Source organism: Pseudomonas acericola (SeqCode) (assembly GCF_053456465.1).
The window spans coordinates 1056230-1077208 of record NZ_JBRFJB010000001.1; the positions used below are offsets into that span (position 1 = coordinate 1056230).

At 64.0% G+C, this 20979-nt stretch carries 20 protein-coding genes; 16 read left to right on the forward strand and 4 right to left on the reverse strand.

Features of this window, described 5'->3' with window-relative positions; translation table 11 throughout:
- Positions 1 to 24: 24 nt before the first annotated feature.
- The 4 genes from ACU688_RS04890 to ACU688_RS04905 all read left to right on the forward strand — a co-directional run bounded on the left by ACU688_RS04890 (position 25) and on the right by ACU688_RS04905 (position 5282).
- Positions 25 to 753: a response regulator transcription factor gene (locus ACU688_RS04890; protein ID WP_448183848.1), complete on the forward strand. Its 729-nt coding sequence runs from the start codon at positions 25 to 27 to the stop codon at positions 751 to 753.
- Positions 753 to 2096, forward strand: coding sequence for a HAMP domain-containing sensor histidine kinase (locus ACU688_RS04895; protein WP_448183849.1), 1344 nt, complete (start codon positions 753 to 755; stop codon positions 2094 to 2096). Before ACU688_RS04890 ends, ACU688_RS04895 begins: the two co-directional genes overlap by 1 nt.
- A 97-nt stretch (positions 2097 to 2193) precedes the next feature.
- Positions 2194 to 4416 (forward strand): TonB-dependent siderophore receptor, encoded by a 2223-nt coding sequence (locus tag ACU688_RS04900; protein WP_448183850.1) that lies wholly within the window; start codon positions 2194 to 2196, stop codon positions 4414 to 4416.
- Positions 4416 to 5282, forward strand: a complete 867-nt coding sequence (locus ACU688_RS04905; protein WP_448183851.1) for an alpha/beta hydrolase — start codon at positions 4416 to 4418, stop codon at positions 5280 to 5282. The genes ACU688_RS04900 and ACU688_RS04905 overlap by 1 nt, the downstream gene beginning before the upstream one ends.
- A gap of 138 nt (positions 5283 to 5420) precedes the next feature.
- On the opposite strand, the gene ACU688_RS04910 is transcribed toward ACU688_RS04905, so the two are convergent.
- The 3 genes from ACU688_RS04910 to ACU688_RS04920 all read right to left on the reverse strand — a co-directional run bounded on the left by ACU688_RS04910 (position 5421) and on the right by ACU688_RS04920 (position 9567).
- Entirely contained in the window at positions 5421 to 6752 is a 1332-nt protein-coding gene (locus ACU688_RS04910) for an OprD family porin (protein WP_448183852.1), read from the reverse strand.
- 63 nt (positions 6753 to 6815) lie between these two features.
- Positions 6816 to 8348, reverse strand: coding sequence for an MFS transporter (locus tag ACU688_RS04915; RefSeq protein ID WP_448183853.1), 1533 nt, complete (start codon positions 8346 to 8348; stop codon positions 6816 to 6818).
- A 10-nt stretch (positions 8349 to 8358) separates the two neighbouring features.
- Positions 8359 to 9567: an aspartate transaminase gene (locus tag ACU688_RS04920; protein ID WP_448183854.1), complete on the reverse strand. Its 1209-nt coding sequence runs from the start codon at positions 9565 to 9567 to the stop codon at positions 8359 to 8361.
- 395 nt (positions 9568 to 9962) lie between these two features.
- Here ACU688_RS04920 and nac point away from each other — a divergent pair, with 395 nt between their 5' ends.
- From nac to ACU688_RS04980, 12 genes are all read left to right on the forward strand, one after another.
- Complete coding sequence (gene nac, locus ACU688_RS04925; protein WP_017737190.1) at positions 9963 to 10868, forward strand: nitrogen assimilation transcriptional regulator NAC; 906 nt, start codon at positions 9963 to 9965, stop codon at positions 10866 to 10868.
- A gap of 114 nt (positions 10869 to 10982) precedes the next feature.
- Positions 10983 to 11390 (forward strand): acetyl-CoA carboxylase biotin carboxyl carrier protein, encoded by a 408-nt coding sequence (locus ACU688_RS04930; RefSeq protein ID WP_448183855.1) that lies wholly within the window; start codon positions 10983 to 10985, stop codon positions 11388 to 11390.
- 27 nt (positions 11391 to 11417) lie between these two features.
- The gene (gene accC / locus ACU688_RS04935; protein ID WP_448183856.1) at positions 11418 to 12770 is read left to right on the forward strand and encodes an acetyl-CoA carboxylase biotin carboxylase subunit; all 1353 of its coding nucleotides are present in this window, start codon (positions 11418 to 11420) and stop codon (positions 12768 to 12770) included.
- Complete coding sequence (gene pxpB / locus ACU688_RS04940) at positions 12767 to 13423, forward strand: 5-oxoprolinase subunit PxpB (protein WP_448183857.1); 657 nt, start codon at positions 12767 to 12769, stop codon at positions 13421 to 13423. Before accC ends, pxpB begins: the two co-directional genes overlap by 4 nt.
- A complete protein-coding gene (locus ACU688_RS04945) occupies positions 13420 to 14394 on the forward strand; it encodes a 5-oxoprolinase subunit C family protein (protein WP_448183858.1) in 975 nt (324 codons plus the stop codon). The genes pxpB and ACU688_RS04945 overlap by 4 nt, the downstream gene beginning before the upstream one ends.
- A complete protein-coding gene (locus tag ACU688_RS04950; RefSeq protein ID WP_448183859.1) occupies positions 14391 to 14786 on the forward strand; it encodes a biotin/lipoyl attachment domain-containing protein in 396 nt (131 codons plus the stop codon). The genes ACU688_RS04945 and ACU688_RS04950 overlap by 4 nt, the downstream gene beginning before the upstream one ends.
- Positions 14783 to 15556: a LamB/YcsF family protein gene (locus tag ACU688_RS04955; RefSeq protein ID WP_448183860.1), complete on the forward strand. Its 774-nt coding sequence runs from the start codon at positions 14783 to 14785 to the stop codon at positions 15554 to 15556. The genes ACU688_RS04950 and ACU688_RS04955 overlap by 4 nt, the downstream gene beginning before the upstream one ends.
- Before the next feature lie 93 nt (positions 15557 to 15649).
- On the forward strand, positions 15650 to 16402 hold the full coding sequence (locus tag ACU688_RS04960) for an SDR family oxidoreductase (RefSeq protein ID WP_124528601.1): 753 nt from the start codon (positions 15650 to 15652) through the stop codon (positions 16400 to 16402).
- A gap of 110 nt (positions 16403 to 16512) precedes the next feature.
- The gene (locus tag ACU688_RS04965; protein ID WP_017737198.1) at positions 16513 to 17214 is read left to right on the forward strand and encodes an amino acid ABC transporter permease; all 702 of its coding nucleotides are present in this window, start codon (positions 16513 to 16515) and stop codon (positions 17212 to 17214) included.
- Between the two features lie 6 nt (positions 17215 to 17220).
- The gene (locus ACU688_RS04970; protein WP_257783295.1) at positions 17221 to 17964 is read left to right on the forward strand and encodes an amino acid ABC transporter permease; all 744 of its coding nucleotides are present in this window, start codon (positions 17221 to 17223) and stop codon (positions 17962 to 17964) included.
- 23 nt (positions 17965 to 17987) lie between these two features.
- The gene (locus ACU688_RS04975) at positions 17988 to 18716 is read left to right on the forward strand and encodes an amino acid ABC transporter ATP-binding protein (protein ID WP_177414126.1); all 729 of its coding nucleotides are present in this window, start codon (positions 17988 to 17990) and stop codon (positions 18714 to 18716) included.
- 58 nt (positions 18717 to 18774) lie between these two features.
- On the forward strand, positions 18775 to 19608 hold the full coding sequence (locus tag ACU688_RS04980; RefSeq protein WP_448183861.1) for an ABC transporter substrate-binding protein: 834 nt from the start codon (positions 18775 to 18777) through the stop codon (positions 19606 to 19608).
- A 118-nt stretch (positions 19609 to 19726) separates the two neighbouring features.
- Here the strand turns inward: ACU688_RS04980 and ACU688_RS04985 are convergent, their stop codons facing one another.
- The gene (locus tag ACU688_RS04985; protein WP_448183862.1) at positions 19727 to 20902 is read right to left on the reverse strand and encodes a DUF1835 domain-containing protein; all 1176 of its coding nucleotides are present in this window, start codon (positions 20900 to 20902) and stop codon (positions 19727 to 19729) included.
- Positions 20903 to 20979: the final 77 nt, after the last annotated feature.

Sequence of the window (20979 nt, forward strand, 5' to 3'; positions counted from 1 at the left end):
GTCGAATGCGAAACTGACGTAATTGTGAATACTTATCATCTAGCCTCGCCGCCGCCCACCCCGCGCATCCTCATCATCGAGGATGACGTCGAACTGTGCACCCATCTCAGCAACCACCTGAGCCGCCGTGGCTTTGCCTTGAACAGCGCCCATCGCGGCGATCAAGGCCTGGACATGGCCCTGCATTCGCCAGTGGAGCTGATCCTGCTGGACATCATGCTGCCCAACGAAAGCGGGCTGAATATCCTCGCGCGCCTGCGCCATGAGCGCGGTACGCCGGTGATCCTCATGTCGGCCCTGGGCGCCGAGCAGGACCGTATCACCGGCTTCAGCCAGGGCGCGGATGATTACCTGCCCAAGCCGTTCAGCCTGGCCGAACTCGACGTGCGCATCGACGCGTTGCTGCGCCGCGTGGCGATCGATTGCGGGACACGTGCGCCGCAGTTGCTGGCGCGCCCGTCGGCATTGGCGTTCGACAGCTATGGGCGTGACGTCAGCTTCAACGGCGTAGCGGCCGGGCTCACCTCCTCGGAATTCCGCCTGCTGTGCACCCTCCACGAACACGCGGGTGAAGCACTGACCAAGGCCTTCCTCTATCAACACGTGCTGCATCGGCCCTACACCCGCCTGGACCGTGGCCTGGATGTGCATGTGTGCAACCTGCGGCGCAAACTCGCGGCCATCGACGTGCAGGGCCTGCGTATCGACGCCGTGCGTCACCAAGGCTACGTGCTGATGTGCGCAGGCGCTTGATGCAGCGTCGCCACCCCTTGCTGTGGAAAATGGCACTGCTGCAAGTGGGCTTCTGCGTGCTGCTGGTGTGGCTGGTGTGGAGCTGGGGCTTGCAGGTGGAGCGCAACACCTACTTTCTGGAAGCGCCGGACCGCATCGCGTTGGCCGCGTATGCCGCCGAGGCTGAGCAGGTAGCCGCCACTGGCGATGCCGACGCCGTAGAGCGCTGGCGCCTGGCCTTGCAGCAGCGCGAACACACCTGGGTCGCTGTGCTGGATGACTATCTGCATAGCCTCGGCACCACGCCGCTGAATGCCGAGCAGGTCAGCCACCTGACCTTCATGCGCAAGCTCAGTTGGCCGATGAGCAAGCGCCTCGACGATGAACTGCCCTACGTCAGCATCGCCTTTCCCCAGCACCCGGAACGCGGCCAGCTGGTGATGCAATTGCCCGAACGCCTGCTGCCGCCGGGGCTGACGCCGTGGACCCACGTGTTCACCCACGGCGTGGTGCCGGTGCTGTTGGCGCTGGGCCTGGGCTTGCTGCTGTACCGGCACCTGGTGCAGCCGCTGAATGAACTGCGCGAGCGCGCCAATGCGCTGAGTGCGGGCGACCTGGCGCCGCTGGCCAGCAGCAGCGTGACCCGGCGCCCGGATGAATTGGGCGAGTTGGCCCGCGCCTACGAACACATGGCCGAGCGCTTGCGCCAGAGCCTCAACCAGCAGCGCCAGTTGCTGCGCACCTTGTCCCATGAAATCCGCACGCCGCTGGCGCGCTTGAAGATCGCCAGCGACAGCGGCCTGCCGCCCGAGCAGTTGCAGCAGCGCCTGTCCCGCGAGGTGGAGGAAATGCGCCGGCTGGTGGACGACTCCCTCAACCTGGCCTGGCTCGACACCGAAAAACCGCGCCTTGAAGCCGAAGAGGTGGTGGTGGCCTCGGTGTGGGAAGCCCTGGTGCAAGACGCGCATTTCGAAACCGGCTGGCCGCTGGAAGCGTTGGTGTGTGAATTGGACAGCACCTGCCTGCTGCACGTGCACCTCAACAGCTTCGCCCAGGCCCTGGAAAATATCCTGCGCAATGCCATCCGCCATTCGCCGCACAACGGCGTGATCCGTTTGAGCGGCCAGCGTGAAGGCGAAAACTGGTGCCTGGTGATCGAAGACCAGGGCCCCGGCGTTGCCGAGGCCGACCTAGAGCGCATCTTCGAAGCCTACTTGCGCCTGGACGGCACCGTCGGCAGCGGCTTTGGCCTGGGCTTGAGCATCGCCCGCCGTGCCATCGAATTGCAGGGCGGGGCGCTGTGGGCCACCTGTGGCAGCCAGGGCCTGCGCATGAACCTGCGCCTGCCGGCGGCAAATGTTTAGAAAGTTAAGTTTCTTTACTCGTTATTGCATCTGATTATCATCTGCGATCTTTGATGGCCCGCCGCTATCGGTCGGGTTGACGTTTGGAGATCGCCCCATGTTCCGCTTGTCCCTGCTTGCCGTGAGTATTTGCAGCCTGTTGCCCGTCGCCGGTTTCGCCGCCGAGGCCGAGGCGCCCGCGCAGATGGAACTGCCGACCCAGACCGTGTTGGGCACCGCGCAGGAAGAGATCAAGCAGATGCCCGGCGTGTCGATCATCACCGCCGACGACATCAAGAAGCGCCCGCCGGCCAATGACCTCTCGGAAATCATCCGCACCATGCCCGGCGTCAACCTCACCGGCAACTCCAGCAGCGGCCAGCGTGGCAACAACCGGCAGATCGACATCCGTGGCATGGGCCCGGAAAACACCCTGATCCTGGTGGACGGCAAGCCGGTAAGCAGCCGCAATTCGGTGCGCTACGGCTGGCGCGGCGAGCGGGACAGCCGGGGCGACACCAACTGGGTGCCGGCCGATCAAGTGGAGCGCATCGAAGTCATCCGTGGCCCGGCCGCCGCGCGTTACGGCAATGGCGCGGCAGGTGGCGTGGTCAACATCATCACCAAGCAACCCGGCACCGAAACCCACGGCTCGGCGACGATCTACCACAACTTCGCCCAGCACAAGGAAGAGGGCGAGACCGAGCGCATGAACTTCGGCCTCAACGGCCCCCTCACCGATAACCTCAGCTACCGCGTGTACGGCAACATCGCCAAGACGAATGCTGACGACGCCGACATCAACAGCGGCCACGAATCGACGCGCTACGGCAACCAGATCGGCACGCTGCCAGCGGGGCGCGAAGGCGTGCGCAACAAGGACGTCAACGGCTTGCTCAGCTGGAAAATGACCCCCGAGCAAACCCTCGATCTGGAGGCCGGTTTCAGCCGCCAGGGCAACATCTACACCGGCGACACGCAGAACACCAACAGCAACGCCAGCGTGAAAAGCATGCTCGGCCATGAGACCAACATCCTCTACCGCGAACACTACGCGCTGACCCACCGTGGCGAATGGGATTTCGGCAGCAGCCTGGCCTACCTGCAATACGAAAAGACCCGCAACAGCCGCATCAACGAGGGCCTCGCGGGCGGCACCGAAGGCATCTTCGCCAACACCGATTTCTACACCACCACCCTGCGCGACCTGACCGCCCACGGCGAAGTCAGCCTGCCGCTGCACGCCGGTTTTGAACAGGTGCTGACCCTGGGCACCGAGTGGGTCGAGTCCAAGCTCGATGACCCGAGCGCCAACACCCAGACCACCACCGCCGGCGGCAGCGTGGCCGGGCTGACCAGTACCAACCGCAGCAGCACCTCGTCGTCGCGGATCTTCTCGGTGTTTGCCGAAGACAACATCGAACTGCGCCCCGGCACGCGCCTGACGCCCGGCCTGCGCCTGGACCACCACGATATCGTCGGCGACAACTGGAGCCCGTCGCTGAACCTGTCCCAGGTGCTCACCGACACCCTGACCTTGAAGGCCGGCATCGCCCGCTCGTACAAGGCGCCGAACCTCTATCAGCTCAACCCCAACTACCTGCTGTACAGCAACGGCCAGGGTTGCTACGGCTCGACCAAGAGCTGCTACCTGCAAGGCAACGCCGACCTTGAAGCAGAAACCAGCGTCAACAAAGAGCTGGGGATCGAGTACCGCAACGCCGGCGTGGTCGCGGGGCTGACGTATTTCCGCAACGACTACAAGAACAAGATCGAGTCAGGCCTGACCCCGGTCGGCACCGCCACCGGCGGCACGGGCACCACGGCCGGGGCCAACGTGTTCCAGTGGGAAAACGTGCCCAAGGCGCTGGTCGAAGGGCTCGAAGGCAACCTCACATTGCCGTTGGCCGATTCGCTGACCTGGACCAACAACTTCACCTACATGCTGCAATCGAAAAACAAACAGACCGGCGATGTGCTCTCGGTCACGCCCAAGTACACCCTCAATTCGATGCTCGACTGGCAGGCCACGCAAGACCTGTCCTTGCAAGCGAACGTGGCCTGGTACGGCAAGCAGACGCCGAAAAAATACGACTACCACGGCTACCGCGTGACCGGCTCGTCGAACAACCAGCTGTCGCCGTATGCGATTGCCGGTGTCAGCGGCACCTATGCGATCACCAAGAACCTGAGCCTCACGGCGGGCGTGGATAACGTCTTCGACAAACGCCTGTGGCGCGAAGGCAATGCCCAGGGCGTGAACAACATCGACGGTGCGGGCGCGGCCACCTACAACCAGTCCGGGCGGACCTTGTTCACCAGCCTGACGGCGTCGTTCTGATGCGCCGGGGGATTTTTCTGGCGCTGCTTTTTACCTCGTTCGTCTACGCCAAGCCTGCGCCGGATCAGTTGATGGACGCCCCGGTGTTGCGTGAAGCCAGCGACTACAGCTTCAGCACCCTGGCGCTGGACTCCGCCGACGGCGCGCGGCACTACCGCATCTGGCTGGGGCGCCCGCTCAAGGTCAGCGCGGCCAACCCGGTCGCCTACCTGCTGGACGGCAACGCCGCCATGGCGGCGCTGGACACCGCGCTGCTCAACCGCCTGTCCCACAGCCCCACGCCGCCGGTGCTGGTGGCAGTGGGATACGCCACACCGCTGCGCATCGAACGCAACGCGCGCACCTTCGACTACACACCGCGCGTGGGCGAGGGTGCCCAGCGCGACCCACTGACCGACGTGGCCAGCGGCGGCGCAGAGCAGTTCCTCGACCTGCTCACGCAACAGATCCGCCCGCTGATCAACCAGCGCCTGGAAGAGAAACCCAAACGGCAGCTGTTGTGGGGGCATTCCTATGGCGGGTTATTGGTGCTGTACACCCTGATGACCCGGCCGGATGCGTTTGACGAATTCGCGGCGGCCAGCCCGTCGTTGTGGTGGAACGGCGGGGTGATACACGCCGAAGGGTTGGCGCAACGCTTGAAGGGCAAGCATCCGACGCTGCTGATGATGCGCGGGGACGAGGAACCGGCGAGCCCGTCCCGGCAGGTCGGGCCGAAAGGGGATGGGGCGGCGAAGAAATTGCTGGCGGATTTGCAGCGGGTGGAGGGGTTGACGGTGCGGTATCAGGCATTCCCCGGGTTGGGGCATGGGCCGATGCTGCCCGCGTCGCTGCGCTATACCTTGGAACACCTAAGCCAGCCGTAGCGCAGTTCAAAATGTGGGAGCTGGCTTGCCTGCGATGACGGCGGCACAGGCGACTCATGTGCTGCCTGACCCACCGCCATCGCAGGCAAGCCAGCTCCCACATTTGATTTTCATCAAGCTTGAGAACTGTACCTGGCCTTACAGAATGCTGATCGGATAGCTAACGATCACCCGATGCTCATCACTGTCCCGCTGCGTCGTCACCTCAGTACGCAACGACGCATGGCGCAACGCAATGCTCAGGTTCTTCAACGGCCCTTGTTGCACCACATAACTCACCGTCAAGTTACGCTCCCATTCGCTTTTATCCCCCGTCGGGGTGCGGATGTTCGAGCCGCTTTCGTACATGCCCATGAAGCTCAAACCCGGTACGCCGACCGAGGCGAAGTCATAGCCGTATTTCACCTGCCAGGTGGTCTCGCCGGCGCGCTGGAATTTGCCGACCATCGACTCGGTCATGAAGTACGCCGTGGAACCGTCGCCCTGGTTCAACCACACCGCGTCGCTGTCGCCGCTGACTTGTTGCAGGCCGGCGGCAATCGTGTGGCCGTTGACCAGGTAGGTGAATTGCGCGCTGCTCAGGCGGCTGTCGACTTTGCCCTTGGTCACGCCGTCGCCGTAGTAGCCGAGGGTGTAGTAGGCCGGGTCGTTGCTGTTGGCGCCGTCGGAGCGGTTGTCGAAGTGGCGCAGGTCGGTGCGCAGGGTGCCGGGGCCGATCTGCCAGTCGTATTTGAGGCCCAGGAAGTGCTGTTTGTAGAAGTCCTGCAGGTTGCCGTAGTAGTACTGCAACGTCAGGTCTTTGGTCGGTTTGTAGTCGACGCCACCGTAGTAGAACTTGTTGACGAAGGTGCCGGTTACCGCGTTGTTGGCGCCGGGGATCGACATGCCCATCTGGTCGCTCGACCCACGGCCTTTCACGTGTTCCAGCTGGCCGAGGGTGAAGGTGAAGTGGTCGAGGTCCTTGGACTGCACCTGGCCGCCGTTGAAGGTCTGTTGCAGCATGCGGTCGGTGGACATCACCACCGGCAGCATCGGTACCAGGGTGCCGTATTTCAGTTCGGTCTTGGCGAAGCGGGCCTTGGCGGTGAGGCCCAGGCTGCCGAATTCGTCCACGGCGCGGCCGTCATGGTCAGTGGGGAAGATATTGCCGTTGAACGCAGTGCTTTGCGGGTTGTAGTGACGGCCTTTGCCCGAGTCCAGGCGCACGCCGAACATGCCGATGGCGTCCACGCCGAAGCCCACGGTGCCCTGGGTGAAACCCGACTCGAAGTTGGCGATAAAACCCTGGCCCCATTCCTGGGTGTAGTTGGGGTCGGCCGCGCCGCTGCGGTTGTCGGCGTTACTGAAGAAGTTGCGGGCCAGCACGTTGAGCTTGCTGTCTTCCACCAGGCCGGCGGCGTAGCCCTGCTGGGCGATCATCAGGCCGCAAAGGCCGGCGAGTACGGTTGGTGCGCGATTGAAAAGCTCCATCGGTGTCATCCCCATGCGTGTTAGGTTTTTTGAGGGCAGTCAAAGGCGGCAGTAAAATTTTTCTTATTTTTCAGGAGCAACGGTGGCGGGCACGACATGCAGTCGCACCGGCGGCAAGCGGTACAGGATGAACAGGGCGAGCACGCCGATGCCGGCGCACAGCAACAGGCCCACGCCGACGGACTGGGCCAGCGCATCTCGGGCCAGGTCCAGCCAGGGCGAGGCTTCGAGGCGGGCATGCAACAGGGTTTGCGGGTCGGCGTAGAGGGCGATCCCTTCGGCGTGATCGGCCGCGAGAAACACCCGCTGCACATTGGCGCTGTAGAGCAGGTTGACCAGCACGCCCATGCCGGCAGTGCCGAGCAATCCGCCGACCAGGCGCAGGGATTGGGTCAGCGCCGTGGCAATGCCGAGGAACTGGCGCTCGGCCAAGGTCTGGGTGAACACCGTGAGGTTGAGCAGGATGAACCCCAGGCCCAACCCCGCCAGCAGAATCAGGCCGAGCAACCCATTGAACGAGGCCCCACGCCCGACCACCGCCAAACCGAGGCACGCCAACAACAGCGCGACAAACCCCGCCAGCGGCAGCCAGTTCGGGTTGCGCAAACGGGTAACGATGCGGCTGTTGACGATGGCCCCGAGGGTGATGCTCAGCGCCAGCGGCGTGATCAGCAAACCGGCGTCCTGGGGCGAATAACCGTAGGCGCCTTGCAGCAGCAGCGGCAGGTAGAACAGCAGCGAAAACATGATCGCCCCGGCGGCCACCGACAAGATAAACAACAGGCGCAGGCTAGGCAGGCCGAACAATGCAGCAGGCAACAGTGCGTGGGGGCAACGCCGCTCCCAATGCCACAACGCAACCACCGCCGCGATACAACCCAGGCCCAGCGCCGCACTCAGCGCCAGGCTCGCATGCCCCAGCCACTCCACAAACAATTGCAGGCTGCCCAACGCCAGGGCGATCAACAGCGCGCCGGGCCAATCGAGGCGGATGCCCACCCGTTGCTGCGGTCGATACCAAGGCAAGAAGCGCCAGGCAATCAACAACGCCACACAGCCCAGCGGCAGGTTGATATAAAACACCGCGCGCCAGCCAAAGGCGCCGGTGAGATAACCGCCGAGCCCCGGGCCGATGGCATTGACCACGCTGAACAGCGCGCTCAACAGCATCTGCCAGCGCAGGCGTTGGCGGGTATCGGGAAACAGTTCCGGGATGCAGGCGAAGGCGGTGCCGATCAGCATGCCGCCGCCAACGCCTTGCAACGCGCGGCCGATCACCAACACCAGCATGTCATTGGCCAGCGCGCAGGCCAGGGAGGCCAGGGTGAAAATCAATGTGGCGGCGAGCACAAACGGCTTGCGCCCGTAGTAATCCCCCAGTCGCCCGAAAATCGGGATGGTGACGATGGACGCCAGCAGATAACCGGTGGCGACCCACGCATAGAGTTCAAAGCCGTCCAACTCGGCGACGATGCTCGGCAACGCGTTGCCGATCACGGTCTGGTCCAGCGCCGAGAGCATCAGCACCAACGAGATGCCGATCATCGCCAGCAAGGCTTGCTTGAAACTCAGGGGAGGGTGGGCCGCCACGGTCATCGCAAGGGCCTCAGCGCAACGCGGCGACGGCGGCGGCAATGCGCGCGCAGCCTTGGTCGAGGGTGTCGATGTCGGTGGCAATCGACATGCGGAAGAACGGCGCCAAACCATAGGCCGTGCCGGCTACTACCGCCACGCCCTGGCTTTCCAGCAGGTACATCACCACTTCGCTGTCGCTGTTGAGCACCTGGCCCTCGGCGGTGGTTTTGCCCAGCAGGCCGCCGCAGTTCACATACAAATAGAACGCGCCGTCGGGCTTGCGGCAGCTCAGGCCGGGGATGGCGTTGAGCAGATCCAGGCAGCGGTCGCGACGTTGCTGGTAGACCTCGACGCTGTGTTTGACGAAGCTTTGGTCGCCATTCAGCGCTTCGACGGCGGCCGCTTGGCTGACCGAGCAGGCGTTGCTGGTGGACTGCGATTGCAACGTCGCCATGGCCCCGATCAGGTCGGCGGGGCCGGCGGCGTAGCCGATGCGCCAGCCGGTCATGGCATAGGTCTTGGACACGCCGTTGACCACCAGGCTGCGCTCGCTCAAGGCCGGCTCGATGGCGAGGATATGCGGGTTGTCCAGGCCTTCGTAGCGGATGTGCTCGTAGATGTCATCGGTCATCAGCAGCACGTGGGGGAAGTCCAGCAGCACATCGGCCAGGGCACGTAATTCGGCGGCGCTGTAGCTGGCGCCGGTGGGGTTGCTCGGCGAGTTGAGCAGCAGCCAGCGGGTGCGCGGGGTGATTGCGTTGCGCAGTTGTGCCGGGGTCAGCTTGAAGCCTTCGTGCTCCGGGCAGGCCAGGGTCACGGGCTCGCCTTCGCAGGCCAGCACCATGTCCGGGTACGACACCCAATACGGCGCCGGGATCAGCACTTCATCACCCGCGCCCAGGGTGGCGGCGAACGCATTGAAGATCGCGCTTTTGGCGCCGCTGGTGACCAGCACTTGGCTGGCGCTGTAGCTCAGGCCGTTTTCGCGGGCCAGCTTGGCGACGATGGCCTGGCGCAGTTCCGGGGTGCCAGCGTTTTGCGTGTAGCGAGTTTCGCCACGTTCAATCGCGGCGCTGGCGGCCTGGCGGATATTGGTCGGCGTATCGAAATCCGGCTCGCCCACCACCAGGTTGATGATGGACTGGCCTTGGCGACGCAACTCGTTGGCGCGGTCGGACGCGGCGCTGCTGGGCGATGGTTTGATGCGTTGCACACGGGCGGCGATGCGGGAGGCAGTCACGGGGCGTTCCTCGTTGATGGCGTTGACAGGGGCCACAGTACGAGGCGGCGGGGAGGGGCTCATAAGATGAGATCGTTCTGGGTTGATAGGCAGTGCTTATGGCTGGGGGTGCACTGAAAGGGTGCGTGCAGCGGGGCGTGCGCCGCGCAGGTGCTTGGAATGGTTATTTTGGAGTAGCCATAGCAAAGCCTTATGGCTAAGAGGCGCGATGGCGTGGCTTTTGCAAAACCGCTGGGTGTATCGCTGCCTGGTCGATCGCTATCGCAGGCAAGCCAGCTCCCACACTTGAATGTGTTCACACCTCCCTGTGTCCACACATTCCAAATGGGGGAGCTGGCTTGCCTGCGATAGCGGCGGAACAGGCAACATCAACCCCAAGCAAGAGCACCGCCCACTTGAACCTGCGCCGATTGAAGTACTTCGTGAAACTGGTGGACATCGGCAGCATGACCCAAGCCGCCGACGTGCTGCATGTCGCCCAGCCCGCCCTCAGCCAACAACTGGCCACCCTGGAAGCCGAGTTGCAGCAACAACTGCTGATCCGCACCAAGCGCGGCGTCACCCCGACCGAAGCCGGCAAGGTGCTGTACGGCCATGCGCAGATCATCCTGCGCCAATGCGAACAGGCCCAGAGCGATATCAACGCCACCGGCCATGCCTTGTCCGGGCAGGTCTCGGTAGGGCTCGCACCGGGCACCGCCGCGTCAACCTTGTCGCTGCCGCTGCTGCGCACCGTGCGCGAGCGCCACCCGGGCATCCTGCTGTACCTCAACGAAAACTTCGGCACCACCCTCAGCGAGCTGATCATGAACGGCCGCATGGACATGGCCGTGCTCTACGGCGGGCGCGAAGTGCACGGCTTGAGCTTTGTCTCGCTGCTGCGCGAGCCACTGTACCTGGTCAGCGCCGATCCGGAGGTTGCCGGTCGCGCAGACATTCCCCTGGCCGAACTGGCCGACATGGACATGCTGCTGCCCCGTCCCTACAACGTGATGCGCCGCATGGTGGACGAAGCCTTCCTGCGCATCGGCCTCGGCGCACGGGTGGTGGCCGAGATCGAGTCGTCCACCACGCTCACCGCCGCTGTGGCCGATCACTTCGGCTCGACCATCTTGCCGGAGTCGTCGGCGCGGGTGCTGGCGGCCAACCCGGCAGTGCACATGTGCCGCATCGTCGAGCCCGAAGTGGAGGCGCCGTTGGCGTTGTGTCTGTCCGGGCATTTGCCGCTGTCGGTGCCGGCCCAGGCGGTCAAGGCGATCCTGCTGGAGCTGGTGGCGCAGATGCGTGGCAGCGCTGTTTGAGTGGTCATAAGGGCGGCTTATCACCCCAAAGCCAAAGCGTCTTGGCCGCTTTTCGAGGGGCTCGGTAGATTGGCCCCATCCACTCAAGACACGTTCGACAGGCAGGGGCCAACTATGGATTCAGCACGTATCAAGGGGTTGATGGATTTGCTGGCCGAATCCGATCTGCTGGAACTGAGCCTCACCGAAGGCGACAGCACGTTGCGGCTGTTCAAGCAGGCGGGGCAGGCGGCGATCAGTGTTGCGCCCAGCGTGGTTGCAGCGCCGGTTGCGGCAAAACCAACGGCGGCAATCGAGATCAAGGCCAGTCTCTACGGCGTGCTGCACCTGACGCCCGCCGTCGGTGAGCCAGCGTTTGTAGCCGTGGGGCAAGCCATCGAAGCCGGCCAGACCGTGGCGGTGATCGAGGCGATGAAGATGTTCCACCCGGTCAAGGCCAAGGTGGCCGGCAAGCTGGCTGAGATCCTGGCCCAGGCCGGGGCTGAAGTTGCCGCCGGCCAGGCGCTGTTCCGCCTCGATTGACCCTTATTTGTTATGCAGGTGAATTCAATGTTCGACAAAGTGCTGATCGCCAACCGTGGCGAAATTGCCCTGCGCATTCAGCGTGCCTGTCATGGCCTGGGCATCAAGACCGTGGCGGTGTACTCCGAAGCGGACCGTCACGCGCAGTACGTCCAAAACGCCGACGAAGCGCTATGCATCGGCCCGGCCGCGCCGGGCTTGAGCTACCTCAACCAGACGGCGCTGTTGTTTGCGGCCAAGGTCACAGGTGCCCAGGCGATCCATCCCGGCTACGGCTTTCTTTCGGAAAACGCCGGCTTCGCGGAACGCATCGAGGCGGCGGGTTTGACCTTTATCGGCCCCAGCGCCGCGTGCATCCGCACCATGGGCGACAAGGTCGCCGCCAAGCGCGCCATGCGTGAAGCCGGCGTGCCCTGCGTACCGGGGCCGGACTCGACGATGCCCAGCGACGACGCGAGCATCCTCGCCATCGCCGCCGAGATTGGCTACCCGGTGATCGTCAAGGCCGCCGGTGGCGGTGGCGGGCGCGGTATGCGCGTGGTGCAGGAGCAAGCCGAATTGCTCGCCGCCATTGCCCTGACCCGTGAAGAAGCACGGCTGGCCTTCGGCAACCCGGAACTGTATATCGAGAAATTCCTCGGCCACCCGCGCCACGTGGAAATCCAGGTGCTGTGCGACGCCCACGGCCACGCGATCTGGCTCGGCTGCCGTGACTGCTCGCTGCAACGCCGGCACCAGAAGGTGCTGGAAGAAGCCCCGGCCCCGGGGATCGATCCCGCGCTGATCGCCAAGGTCGGCGAACGCTGCGCCGAGGCGTGCCGCCAGATCGGTTATCGCGGCGTCGGCACTTTTGAATTCCTCTACGAAGACGGCGAGTTCTTCTTCATCGAGATGAACACGCGCTTGCAGGTGGAACACCCGGTCACCGAAATGACCACCGGCATCGACATCGTCCAGCAGCAACTGCGCATGGCCCGCGGCGAAGTGCTGAGCCTGCGCCAGGAGGATGTGCAGCTCAACGGCCACTCCCTGGAATGCCGGATCAACGCCGAAGACCCGAGCACCTTCATGCCCACCCCTGGCTTGATCCAGCGCTGGGAAGTACCCGGTGGCTTTGGCGTGCGCGTGGATTCCCACGTCACCACCGGCTACCGCGTGCCGCCGTATTACGACTCGATGGTGGCCAAGGTCATCACCCACGGCGCCACCCGCGAAGAAGCGATGGCGCGCATGCGCCTGGCACTCAGCGAGATGATCGTGGAGGGCATCAGCACCAATATCCCGCTGCACCGCGACATTCTTGAAGACCCGGCCTTTCAAGTAGGCGGTGTCGATATTCATCACCTGGAGCGCTGGTTGCAGCAAAGGAGCCCGACATGAGCACCGCACCGACCATCAGCCTGTTGGGCTCCAGCGCCCTGTTGTTTGAAGCGCCGGGCGAGCTGGACCTGGCCCCGCAACAGCGCATCTGGAACCTGGCCCTGCAAGCCGGCGAGTGGCCGGAAATCCACGAAGCCGTGCCCGGCATGAACAACCTGATGCTCACCTTCCTCAAGCCGCCGCGTGAATTGAACGGGCTGTGCGAGCGCCTGCTGCACGCCTGGGAGCACAGCGAGCCGCTGCCCCTGGAAGGGCGCATCGTTGAGTTGCCGGTGGTCTACGGCGGCGAATTCGGCCCGCATATGGCTGATGTGATCGCCCACACCGGGCTGGACATCGAGACCATCGCCAACCTGCATTGCGAGCCGCTGTACCCGGTGTACGCCTTGGGCAGTCACCCGGGTTACTGCTACCTCGGCGGCATGGATCAGCGCCTGGCCACGCCACGTCGGCAAGTGCCGGTGCTGAATATCGGCGCCGGGTCAGTGTCCATCGGCGGCGTGCAGACCGGCGTGTCCGCGTCGGCCGGCCCCAGTGGCTGGAACACCATCGGCCGCACCGAAATGTCATTTTTCGACCCCGCCCAAACCCCGCCGGCGATCTTGCGGCCGGGTGATTTCCTGCGCTTGCGCATCGAGAGGATCATTCGATGATCGAGATTCTATCGGCCACCGCCCTGGCCACCGTGCAGGACTTCGGCCGCTTCGGCAGCCTCGGTCAAGGCGTCGGCACGTCGGGCGCCATGGACCACCTGGCCCTGGCGTTGGGCAACCTGTTGCTGGGCAATCCCGAAGACGCTGCGGCGATTGAAATCCCGTTGTTCCCGTTCGAAGTGCGGCTGCTGCACGACTGCGCCTTTGCCGTGACCGGCGCCGCTTGTGATGCAACCCTGGACGGCCAGCCATTGCCACCGAACTGGGTGTACCAGGGCCGCGAAGGGCAGGTACTGCACCTGGGTTACCCGACCTCCGGCAGCCGCGCCTACCTGTGCCTCGCTGGCGGTGTGGACGTGCCGTCGGTGCTCGGCTCACGCAGTACCCAACTGCGCGGCGAGTTTGGTGGTTTCGACGGCCGGGCGTTGCAGCAGGCGGATCGCCTCGCCGCCTTGCGCCCCGGCATCAGCCCGCTGCCGTTGGACTTCGGCGTGTTGGCGCCGAGCCTGGCGCTGCCGTTGCAGATCGACGGTGTGCCCGCCATGCGTGTGTTGCCCGCCGCCGAATATGAGCGTTTCCAGGAAGGCTCCCGCGCCGCGTTCTGGGCCGGCGAGTGGAAGATCACCACCCAGAGCAATCGCTACGGCTACCGCATGGAAGGCGAACCGCTGCTGCCCATCGCACCCATGGAAATCCGCTCCCACGGCATCGTGCCCGGCGTGATCCAGGTGCCCCATGGCGGCCAGCCGATCATCCAGATGCGCGACGCCCAGCCCAGCGGCGGCTACCCCAAGTTTGGCAGCGTGATCGAGGCCGACCTGTGGCGCCTCGGCCAGGCGCCCATTGGCAGCAAGGTGCGCTTTGTCGAGTGCAGCTATGAGGAAGCGGTCGAGGCCCTGGAAACCAATCGCCGTTACCTGCGCGAAGTCAGCCGCCTGGTGGACCTGCACCGAGAGGGAGTTAAAGCATGACAATCGAGGAGATTCGCCAACTGGCGCTGTGGCTCAAGGAACACCACCTGGCAGGCGCCGAACTGAGTCGCCCGGGGGCGCACCTGACGCTCAAGCGCGGTGCGCCTGCGGTCAGCGTTGCGGCGCCCGTTGCCGTGGCGACGGTGGAGGACAAGGTGCTGCGCACCACCGGCCTGGGTCGCTTGCTGCTGACCCATCCGCAACTCAGCGAACCCTTCGTGGCCGTGGGCGATCCGCTCAGCGCCGGGCAACTGGTGGCGGTGCTGCAAGTCGGCGACCTGCTGCTGCCGCAGCGCAGCCGTGAGGCCGCACGGGTGATTGATGTGCGTGTGCCCTGCGGCACCACCGTCGGCTACGGCGAAGCGTTCTTGGGCCTGGAGCAGCAAGCATGAAGATCGATTTGAACGCCGACCTCGGCGAAGGCTTCGGCCCGTGGCGCATGGGTGAGGACGAGGCACTGATGAGCCTGATTTCCTCGGCCAACGTCGCCTGCGGCTACCACGCCGGCGACCCGCTGATCATGGACACCACCGTGCGCCTGGCGAAGGCCGGTGGCATCGACCTTGGCGCCCATGTGGGCTTCCCCGACCTGATGGGCTTTGGTCGGCGCCAGATGAATATCGAGATCAAGGAGCTGGCCACCTACGTGATCTACCAGCTCGGCGCCCTGGCCGGATTGGCCGCCGTGAATGGCCATCGCATGACCCATATGAGCTTCCACGGCGCCCTCGGCAATATGGCCGCCGCTGATGCCGCGCTGGCCGAGCCGCTGGTGCGGGCGGTGGCGGCGTTTGACCCGACGCTGATCATCAGCTCGTCCAGCAGCCGCGCCATCGAAGGCGCCGCCGAGAAATGCGGCCTGCGCGTCGCCACCACGTTCCTGGCCGACCGCGCCTATGACGACGATTGCCTGCTGGTGCCGCGCAAGGTCGAAGGCTCGGTGATCAAGGAACCGGCAGCGGTACTAAAGCGCGTGCGCCAATTGCTGGAGGAGGGCACCGTCACTGCCCTCAGCGGCAAGGTGCTGCGGGTGCCGGCCCATTCGATCCTGCTGCACGGCGACACCCCCGGCGCGGTCGAATTGGCGCGCACCATTCGCGAGGAAATCGAGCAACTGGGCGGGCACATTACGCCGATTTCCCAGCTGCTGGCCGCGTCATAAGCAGGCCTTATCGCCACACAACCATTGCGTCTTGGTCCAGTGCCTGAAGGCTGGATAGAGTCGAACCATAACCCGTAGCACAAGGACCATCCCATGCCATTTTCCGACTACAAAACCGCGCTGGTCACCGGGGCTTCCTCGGGCATCGGCGCCGCCGTTGTCGAGCGCCTGTGCCAGGAAGGCGTACAAGTGCATGCCCTGGCCCGCAGCGCCGACAAGTTGCAGGCACTGGCGGCCAAGACCGGCTGCATTGCCCACGCCATCGACGTCACCGATATCGCCGGTTTGACCCAGCTGTTCGCGGAAAACACCTTCGACATCCTGGTCAACAACGCCGGTGTCGATAAACCGGGCTCGCTGCTCAAGGCCGACGCCGACGGCATCGACCTGCTGATCGACGTCAACCTGCGCGCCGTGCTGCACCTGGCGCGCCTGGCCTTGCCGGGGATGGTCGAGCGCGATTGCGGGCACATCATCAACATCAGCTCGATTGCCGCAGCCTATAACTTTGGCGGCAACTCCACCTACCACGCGACCAAGGCGGCGGTGAGCATGCTCTCGCGGCAGCTGCGCATCGATGCGTTCGGCAAGCGCGTGCGGGTCACCGAGATCTGCCCGGGGCGTGTGGCCACGGACATTTTTGCCCACGTGCACGGCGATTCCGAAGAGACCTACAAGCGCTTCGTCGAAGGCTTCGAACTGCCTCAGGCCGAAGACATCGCCAACGCCATCGCCTTTGCGATTGCCGCGCCGATTGCAGTGAACGTCGGGCATATGGAAATCACCCCGACCTTGCAGGTGCCGGGCGGGCTCTCCACCGCGCGTCCGCAGGATTACCAGGGCTGAACCACAGCCCCCTAAAACAGAACGGATCGATCCGTCAGCGCTGCATCCCGCCACGGCCATGCCGGGTGATTTTGATTCCTGCCCTAGCCCAATGCCGATAGGGATTGACCATGAAGCAAGACTTCGATTTGGCCGCGATTCTGCAAGGCGAGTACGCCGAGCTGATCGTCAAGGGCATCGAAATGACCTTGCAGCTGGCGTTGTTCGCCTGGCTGCTGGCGATGATTCTGGCGCTGACGCTGGTCACGGTGCGTCTGACCGGCAACAAGCTGGCCGACCGCCTGGTGGCGGGATACGTGTCCTACCACCGCAACGTGCCGACCCTGGTGCAACTGATGCTGTGGTACTTCGGCGTGCCGACCCTGCTCAGCGAAAACGCGCAGCTGTGGCTGGCCAGCCACAACACCGAATACCTGTTTTCGGTGATCGCCCTGGGCTTGTGCCAGGCCGCGTATTTCTGTGAAGACATGCGCAGCGGCCTGCGCGCGATTCCCGCCGGGCAGACCGAAGCGTCTCGCGCCCTGGGCCTGGGCTACGTGCGTTCGATGCGCTACGTGATCCTGCCCCAGGGCGTGCGCAACTGCCTGCCGTCGCTGATCAACCACACCGTGCTGCTGTTCAAGAACACCAGCCTGGCCATGGCGATCGGCGTGATGGAACTGACCTACGCCAGCCGCGAAGTGGAGAACTACACGTTCCGCACGTTCGAGTCGTACCTGGTGGCCACGGTGTTCTACCTGGTGTTTTCACTGCTGCTGATGGGCGCCGGGGCGTTGCTCGCCCGGCACTTCAGCAAAGCCCTGGCGAGGTAGATGGCGATGTTCGATATCGTTGAAATCCTGCAGAACAACTGGACGCTGTTCCTGATCGGCCAGTATCCCCACGGTCCTTTGGGCGGCCTGGCCAGCACCTTGATCCTGGCTGCGCTGGCGCTGCTGCTGGCGTTCCCGTTCGGCCTGTTGCTGGCGCTGGCGCGGGTGTCGCCGTGGAAGGGGTTGTACTGGGTGGCCACGGTGTGGGTCTACGTGCTGCGCGGCATTCCGCTGCTGATGGTGATCTTCTGGACCTACTTCCTGGTGCCGTTGTTGATCGGCCATAACATCACCGGCTTCATGACCATGCTTTGCACGCTGGTGATCTACCAGAGCGCCTACCTGTGCGAAATCATTCGCGGCGGTATCCAGGCGTTGCCGAGCGGGCAATATGAAGCGTCCCGCGCCTTGGGCCTGGGCTACGTGCGCACCACGGTGTGGGTGATCCTGCCCCAGGCGTTGTACAACGCGCTGCCCAGCCTGATCAGCCAGTTCATCTCGATCATCAAGGAAACCTCCCTGGGCTACGTGATCAACGTGCAGGAAGTGACCTTCGCCGCCAACCAGGTCAACAACCAGTTGCTGACCAAGCCGTTCCAGGTGTTTTTCATCCTGGCGATCATCTACTACCTGCTGTGTTTCGGCCTGACCCGCCTGGCTGGCTGGGTAGAACAACGCATTGCGCGCAAGCGCCTCGGTGACGGCGGGCAGACCGTGCCCGGCAAGCCGTTGCTGGCCACCGATAATTGAAGAGGGCTGCGCTCATGCATCCAATGATCATGTTTTCGAAAATCAATAAATGGTACGGCGAGTACCAGGCGCTGACCGACATCACCGCCGAAGTGAACCCCGGTGAAGTGGTGGTGCTGTGCGGGCCGTCGGGCTCGGGCAAGTCCACGCTGATCCGCACGGTCAACCGCCTGGAAGATATCCAGAACGGCCAGATCCTGTTCGACGGCCAGGACGTGCACGGCACCGACGCCCAGATCAATCGCCTGCGCAGCCGCGTGGGGTTTGTGTTTCAGAGCTTCAACCTGTTCCCGCACCTGTCGGTGCTGGAAAACATCACCTTGGCGCCGAACAAGCTGCGCAACCTCAAGGGCGCGGCGGCCAAGCAAAAGGCCATGGAACTGCTCGACCGTGTCGGCCTGGCGCACAAGGCCGGGGCCTACCCGGCACAACTGTCCGGCGGCCAGCAACAGCGCGTAGCGATTGCCCGTGCATTGGCGATGGAACCGCCGGTGATGCTGTTCGACGAGCCCACCAGCGCCCTCGACCCGGAAATGGTCGGTGAAGTGCTGAGTGTGATGAAGGGCTTGGCCAAGGACGGCATGACCATGATGTGCGTGACCCACGAGATGAACTTCGCCCGTGAAGTGGCGGACACCATCTGGTTTATGGACGCGGGGCAGATTCTGGAAAAGAGCAGCCCCGACGCCTTCTTCACCCAGCCTTCGCACCCGCGAGCGCAACGCTTCATCGCCGACCTGCGGGCCCACTGAGCTGCGGCGGCTTGATTCCTTCTGCCATTTTGCTTGTCCAACTTTCTGGAGATTTCCCATGGGTATGAAGCATCTGTTTACTGCGCTGGCATTGGGTCCATTGGCTATGGCCTGCGCCCAGGCTGACCAATTGAGCGACATCCTGGCCAAGCAATCCCTGAGCTGCGGCGTGTACGCCGACGTGCCGCCATTCTCCGCGCCGGACCCAAAGACCCGCGAGCTGGTGGGCATGGACGTGGACCTGTGCAAGGCCCTGGCCAAGACCATGGGCGTGGCCCTGGAACTCAAGCCGCTGTCGGTTGAAGCGCGCATTCCCGAAGTGAAGATGGGCCGCGTCGATGTGATCTTCGCCAACCTGGCGTACACCAAGACCCGTGCCGAACAGATCCAGTTCAGCGACCCGTACTACATCGCCAAGGAAACCCTGGTGGTGCGCGCGGCCAACGCCGACCAGCCGAAAAGCTTCTTCAAGGACAAGCGCATCAGCTCCACCAAGGGCTCCACCTCGGAGCAATCGATCCGCATCGCCGGCGCCACCCCGGTGACCTTCCAGGACACCGGCTCGGCCTACATGGCCCTGCAACAGAACAAGGTAGTGGGCTTGGTGACCAACACCATGACCGCGCTGAAACTGGTCAACCAGGCCAAGGCCGGTGGCGTGGAACTGGCGATTGCCAAGGAACCGATGGCCCTGGAACCGATTGGCGCGGGCATGCGCCGTGATGAGCCGGCGTTCCTGGCCAAGGTCAATGAGTCGTTGATGGCGATGGAAAAGGCCGGCGAGATCGATGCCATCTGGGACCGCTGGATCGGCCCGAACACCGAATACAAGATGGTGCGTGAGGACAAGGTGCAGAGCTTGAGTGCACTGAAATTCGACCCGCTGCCGTAAAGCGTTAGATCGTTCCCACGCTCCGCGTGGGAATGCCTCCCGTGACGCTCCGCGTCACCCATACACTGGACGCGGAGCGTCCGGGGCAGCATTCCCACGCGGAGCGTGGGAACGATCATCAGCGCCTAAGCGTGGGCTGAAGATGCTCATCCAACGCCCAATGCGCCTCTCCAGGCCGCAAGCACACACCACCCACCCACCGCTCATGGCTCGCATGCTCCAACCAATACGCCTGCCCATCAAGCACCGCCCGGCCCAATTCAGTCAGTACCAACCCCGCCTCCGTCTCTGCCAGCAACGGCGCCACGCCATCGATCAACGGCCGCAACAGCGCATAAAACATCATGTCCCCCAGAAACGGTAGCGGCTCGCGCTTGGCCATCAACTCGGCAAACACCCGGCCCGCAGGTTTGGGTCCGGCTTCGGCGAGATAGCCCAAGGTCAGGCGCTCGGTCAGCGACAAGCCATCGCGGGCGCCGGGCAATTCCTGCAACTGGCGCAACAACGCGGGCGCCATAAAGGGCAGGGCAGGCTGTGTGCCGTGGGCCAGTGCCGCCCATTCGACCGGCGAGCTGGCGCAATACGCCGCCCACGCTTGCTTGGCCAGTTGCACCGCCTCGTCATCGATCACGCGCCGCTGCGGCCATAACCACGCGAGCACATCTGGGGCCAACTGGCCGATGCCGATAAAACGCTGCACGCCGGGGATGTGGTCTACCTCGATCAGCTCCAGTCGCTGCGGCGCCCGTTCCAAACCGGCCAAGGCACGGATCAGGAACAACTGGTCATAGGCGTCCGCTTCGCACCACAGTACGCTGTGTTCGGCGTTGGCCAGGCTTGCCAGTTGGGTGTATTCGTCGGCCAGCCTGTGGGCGGCATCGCCCTCATTTAGGGCAAACGCCTGGCTGATAAAGGTGGCGCGCAGGGCCTGGTAATCCGCGCTGGGCAGGTCACGCACCGGGCCCATGCACAACGGGTCGCTGAGCATCTGGAAGCGGCCCTTGAACCCGGCCAGTTGCAGGCTGTGGGCGATGTCATTGCCGCAGCGCCAATGGGTGGTGCGGGCTTCATCGCAGGCCTCGAAGTCGGGGTGGCGCGCGGCGAAGTCGATGGCATCCACATGGGCCTTGAGCTTGGGCCAACTGCTGAAACCGAGTTGCTTGGCGATCGCCCATTGCGCCTGGGACAGGGTGGCGCTAGGGTCTTGGGCTTTAAGGTGTGGCAACAGTTCCTTGGCGCGCTTGCGCTGCTGCTCAAGGTTGAGGCAGCCGTCGGTGTTGAAGTGCTGGGACATACGAACTCCTTGTCTGAACCTTGTCCGCTTTAAGGTTGGGAGTCGTAGAAAAAAGAGGGTGTTGCTGTGTCTTGGGC